The following is a 6,175-nucleotide window of genomic DNA, read 5'->3' as shown; positions in this document are numbered from 1 at the left end:
GGGAAAGGGTTAGATAAAAAAGACGATTCCAAAGGCGGATCGGATTTTTGGCTCATCAGAATCAATGAATTCGGAGACGAGCTGTGGCAGAAGACGTTGGGAACTTCTCAGGATGAAGAAGCAAAAGCGGTGATTCAGACCACAGATTTCGGATTTTTTGTGGCAGGAAATGTTCAGAACGCTCCGAAAGGTTACGGTTCAAAAGACGTGATCGTTTCAAAACTCGACAAAAACGGGAAAGAATTGTCCCAAATCATTTTAGGTGGAAAAGGTCTTGATGAAGTGGAAAAAATGATTCCTACGCTTGACGGAGGAGCATTGCTTGGAATTTATTCGAGAAGTAATGTTGGCGGATCAAAGAAAACCGAAAACTTCGGAGAAGGCGATTTTTGGGTTATAAAATTAAACAAAGAAGGAAAGGTCGAATGGGAAAAGAATTATGGCGGGAAAGGTGATGATCATTTAAGAACTCTGGCAATGACTTCTACAGGATTCATCGTTGGCGGAGAATCAAGATCAGAAAGATCGGGAAATAAAACGGCAGGTATTGAAGAAGGAACGGATGTCTGGCTCATCTCTTTAAATGACAGGGGTGAAGAGCTTTGGCAAAAGTCTTACAGCTTCAAGAACAGAGATGTTTTGATGGGCATGAACGTGGTAAGCGGAAAACCATCAACTGACAACCGACAACCATCAACCAAAGGCATTTTACTCGGAGGTTATACTCAGGCGGAAGGAAGAATCGAGGCAGACGACGAAACATTCTGGATGCTGTATCTGAATTCTGACGGCAACGAGCAGTGGAGAAAGGATGTAAAAGGAGAATCCCGAAAGAAAGAAGAAAGATTGTCTGACATTAAATTAAACCGAGACGGTTCAATAATCCTTGCAGGAACGAGTGCTGAAGAATTGGGAAAAGAGAACTGGAAGATTGTGAAGCTGGGTGATAAGCAGCTGGATCAGCTGATTGAGAAGCAGGATATCAAGATCTATCCGAATCCTGTTTCAGACTATGCCTATGTAGAAATAGGTTTCGATTTCAAGGAAGCAGATATTACTGTCTATGATATGGGCGGAAGACAGTTGCAAAGCCTTAAAACAAAAAATAAAGTAACCAGGATCAATACCCAGAATCTGATTCAGGGGGCTTATCTGGTAACTGTAAAAACCAATGATAATAAAAACGCAAATGCTAAAATCATTAAGAAATAAAACACAAATGAAAAAAATAATTATATTATTATTTGCTATCTGTGTGGCAAATAATCACTGGGCACAAACAGGAATAATCACAGGTCCTACTTATTCAAGTCCTGCGGCAGCTTCAGTTCCGACATTGATCAAAAGCCCAATATCTGTTGCAAGTGGTATTCCTGATGTAAGTTTTTCTTTATTCTCTTTGGCTACCCATAGTAAAAATATAACTGTAGATTCAGGGATAATCTATCATCCTAATAATACTTATCAGAGTAATGGTGCTACTGAAGTAGGTTTAGGTTGGGGAATTACAAATACACATTGTGTAATTTACAATGAGGCTGATGCAGGAGCAAAAACAGATAATTACTATTTCACATTTTTAGGAAGAAACGGGAGATTCAAAGTTGGGAAGGATGCAAATAATAATTGGTATGTTAGTTTGTTGACACAAAATAAACTCAATATAGATCTTACCACAGATTCTGCGAATGAAATTACTAAATATGTAATTACTGATGAATTAGGCTATAAATTCACATTTGACATACAGGACAAGGTTAGTCTTTCGGGAATCATTACTACAGGCGGATATTATCTCTCCAGTATTAAAGACCAAAAAAATACTGAGCTTCTAAAATATGAATATATAGAAGACAATTACAACACATCACCACCGGGCAATCCTATCCAGATAATGGCTAAAAATTTAAAGCTGAGCAAAATAATTTCTCATGACTTTGGATCCATTAATTTTGAGTATACTTTTGATGCAACTCAAAGAAATTCATATAACGATCCTTTTACATTGACTTATGCCATATTGAAAAACACAGCCGGAAAAGAAATTCAGAAATTTGGTTTTCAATATTTAAATATTGGTTATGACTATCCCATCTCTTACCGGGAAGGATTTGATGTGATCTGCCAAACCCAACATATTAGTAAAAGAGCTCTTCATAAACTATTAAAGTATAGTAATTCGGGAAACTATGAGACCACAGAGTTTGGTTATGGTAATTATTTTTTGGATAATGCATGGACAGAGGGTATCTATCAGTTAGGGTGTCTGAAAAATGAATATCTGAATCCCAAGCATTTTGCACCGGGAATCTTGATTTCTACAAAATTACCTACGGGATCAGAAATTAGATATGAGTATGAGCCCAATCAGTATTTTGTCAACAAAAATACAGCTGAGTATCTGAGCTATTCTGGTGCTCCTGAAGATCTCAACGATCGTGATGCCCAGTATTATGAATATGTAACTACTGTTAATTTTGATAGTCAGTTTTTAAATACTTTTAACTTAAGTCCAAATCCTGACAATCAAAGCGGGTCAAGTTATCTCGCATATTGGTATACGGTGAATGAATATTATAATAATGACGTTTCAAATACAACCAACACAACACCTACAAGTAATCAGTATGTAAAGCTTAAAATAAATGGTGTAGAAACCTATTCGGATAATCGTGTAAAATGTAATCCGGGGTTTAACAATATTGAATTTTTGGGCACTGGTGGTAAAGGCACGCTTACTATTATGCGAATAAGATATAAAACGGTACCAATGCGCAATTTTTCCACAGGTCAGGGTGTACGTGTAAAAACAATTGATTATTATGATAACGGAACTTTAGTACCTGCTCTTTCACGCAAATATTTTTACGATAAGTTTGACAGTCCTATTACCAGTGGGATATTGAACAGTTTTGACAACAATAACTCTGTAGTATATAAGAACGTAAAAGAAGTGATAGGAAATGGTACGGGATACACAAAACATTATTTCCTGACTGTCGGAGATTTTATCGAAAATTTAAAAGCAGACGGATCTCTGAAAAACTACGCTTTAAAATATACCAATATATTAGGCAAAGGGTTACCACTAAAAAAGGAAATTTACGACAATAACAATACTATTTTGGCATCTGAGGAAAATGGGTATGATTTTCAGGAAATACCCCGTTTTTTTGACAATATACCAGCAATCATAAAAAAGCAGGTGACTACGTCAAAAAATATCTCTTCATCGGGAACGCTTACCCAAATCAGCGAATCTGTAAGAGATGTAAAAGACTATAATATAACATATAATAAAACTATTGCTCCGGACGGAACCATTACAGAAGAATCCTTTACGTATCCATGGAATCAGATACTTACAGATCCACGGTTGTATGAAGCCGGAATCAAAGATATTCCGCTGTCCAGAGAAGTAAAAAGGAACGGATCGGTGATTGCAAAATCTGAAACAAAATTTGATGATGTATCCCATTTCTATCCAACTTCAGAGATCAGCTTTCTACCTGATAATCTTTCTCAGTCTGTGAAAAGTGTGTCTTATGATCTTTATGATGACAAAGGTAATCTGGTACAGTTTTCTACCTTTCCGGAGGCAGGTTCGGGAGGAGTTCCTACCACCATTATCTATGGATATGGCAAAACGCTTCCGATTGCAAAAGTAGAAGGTGCCAAACTTTCAGATATTCCTACATCGCTTATTACAGCTATTGTGAATGCATCCAACGAAGATGCCAATGCAACAGCTGCACAGGAGGATGCTAAAGAACAGGCACTGATCAATGCATTAAATTCATTTAAAAACGATACTGCACTTCAGAATTTCATGATTACCTGTTTTACCTACAATCCTTTGGTGGGAGTTACCACCACGATACCACCCAACGGAATGATGGAACTCTACAAATATGATTTGTTCAACAGACTGCTAAAGACAGTAGATGTTAATGGTAACACCATCAAAGAACACCAATACAACTATAAACACTAAGAACTCAAATCATGAAAAAAACAATCATCATATTTTTGTTGTTTGCAGTCAATATGATTCTGGCGCAGACACTCACAACAAGTGAAAATTACGTCTACACAAAAGTTTACCTCTCCGAAGACGGAAGCAAAAAAAACGAAACCGTACAGTATTTTGACGGATTGGGAAGACCAAAGCAGGTCATTCAGGTAAAAGCAACGCCTTTGGGACAGGATCTTGCGGTACCTGTCACCTATGATGACTTTGGCAGACAGACCAAAACCATACTTCCGATTCCTGTTCCAACAGGAAATTCAGCAATACGTACCATTGATGAAAATTCTGTCAACAGCTATTATGGCATTGCTAATGCGTATTCAGAACAAAAACATGAAGCTTCACCTTTGGGAAGAGTGCTTGAAGTTGCCAATCCCGGAACGGAATGGGCAATGAGTTCCGGACATACCACCAAAATGCAGTATCTCACCAATACCGAATCTGATGCTGTAAAAAAGTACAATACCACAGCTTCCTGGAGCAATGGTATACTGGCGACTTCTATAAGCAGTATTTCTTTCTATACCGCCAACCAGCTTTCTAAAGATAAAGTGACCGATGAAGACGGAAACATCACGATAGATTTTAAAAACTCTGAAGGCAAAACAGTACTTCTGAGAAAAGAAAGTTCATCGGGAAAGCTGGATACTTATTATATATACAATAATTATGGTCAGCTTGCATTTGTCATTTCACCGAAGGGAAACGAAAAAATCACCAACAATGGTAATGCGGTAACATCCCAAATCTTAGACGATCTTTGTTATCAATATGTTTATGACAACCGATTCAGAAAGGTAGAGAAAAAGCTTCCCGGGAAAGGCTGGGAATATATGGTGTATGATCAGCAAAACCGCCTCGTTGCCTCTCAGGATGCCAATATGAAAAACAGCAGCACCAATCCCAACAGATGGTCTTTTACACGATACGACAAATTTGGAAGGGTTTTGTATACGGGAGTTTTCACAGGGGGCACAAGAGCGCAGGAACAAAGCAATGCCAATGCTAAAGGACTGAACAACGAAACTAGAAGCACTTCTTCTTTTACACTGAACGGACAGGAAATATTTTATACCAGTACCGCTTATCCTTCCGTAGCTTTTGTACCGTATTCTGTCAACTATTATGATACGTATCCGGGAACAAATGTTAACAATACAGTCGTTGCTCCTTCAAGTATTCTTCTGCAATTGCCACTTATAAGCCCCTTTAGTGCCACGCAGAACGGAGTAAGCAGCATAAGAAGTCTAAAGTCTATGCCTACTGCATCTATGGTAAAAAATCTTGACGATGATGCATGGTCTTCTACCCACATCTGGTACGACAGACTGGGAAGAGCGATCGGAAGCCAGGGAAAAAATCATTTAGGCGGGTACACAAAAACAGAGAAACAGCTCGATTTTTCCGGAGCAGTACTATTTGCCAATACGTATCATAAAAAGACAAATGCCGATCAGGAAGTGGTGATCAATGAAAGATTTGTTTATGACATTACCTTCAGACTCAGGCAGCATTATCATAAAGTCAACAGTAATGCCGAAGAATTGCTGGCAGATTATACCTACAACGAACTGGGACAGGTGACCAATAAAAAAGTAGGAAATAATCTGCAAAGTATAGATTATACTTACAACATCCGTGGTGCGATGATTAAGGTGAATGATCCTTTTAATCTTGCCGGTAAGTTATTTGGATATGAGCTGAAATTTGCTTCTACCTCTAATGCATCTGTTGCACAGGCAAATTACAACGGAAACATTACTGAAATGATCTGGAAAAGTGCAGGCGACGGGGTGCTGAAGAAATACAGCTACCAATACGACTCATACAACAGATTGACAGCAGCATTATATCAGGAGCCCGACTCCAGTCTTCCGCAGAATGGATTGTATAACGAAACGATGCACTATGACAGTAACGGAAACATCACCGACCTCAAAAGAAACCAAAAAGGCTATGACGGTTTTGTGGAAGAGATTGATGACCTTGTGTATACTTACAATGAAGGTAACAGGCTAAATTCTGTAGTTGATCTCAAAAGCAATTACAGTGGCTATCCCGAAACCTCAGGAAATACCATTTCTTATGACTTAAACGGGAACATGACCAGTCATCTAGATAAAGGAATTCTTGAAATAAAATATA

General features: G+C 38.2%; 3 protein-coding genes. All 3 read left to right on the top strand.

What is annotated here, in order from left to right:
* The coding region (locus AC4FQ5_RS19450; RefSeq protein ID WP_491146121.1) for a T9SS type A sorting domain-containing protein at window positions 1-1,212 on the top strand (1,212 nt) is incomplete at its 5' end.
* 7 nt (window positions 1,213-1,219) lie between these two features.
* The gene (locus AC4FQ5_RS19445) at window positions 1,220-3,994 is read left to right on the top strand and encodes a hypothetical protein (RefSeq protein WP_491146117.1); all 2,775 of its coding nucleotides are present in this window, start codon (window positions 1,220-1,222) and stop codon (window positions 3,992-3,994) included.
* An 11-nt stretch (window positions 3,995-4,005) separates the two neighbouring features.
* The coding region (locus AC4FQ5_RS19440; protein ID WP_491146113.1) for a DUF6443 domain-containing protein at window positions 4,006-6,175 on the top strand (2,170 nt) is incomplete at its 3' end.

Source organism: Chryseobacterium sp. DT-167, from assembly GCF_058310155.1.
This window is presented reverse-complemented; position numbering and strand designations above follow the sequence as displayed.

Excerpts from the sequence above, each read along its gene's own strand:
- AC4FQ5_RS19445 (WP_491146117.1), top strand. The coding sequence starts at position 1,220 with ATGAAAAAAATAATTATATTATTATTTGCTATCTGTGTGGCAAATAAT.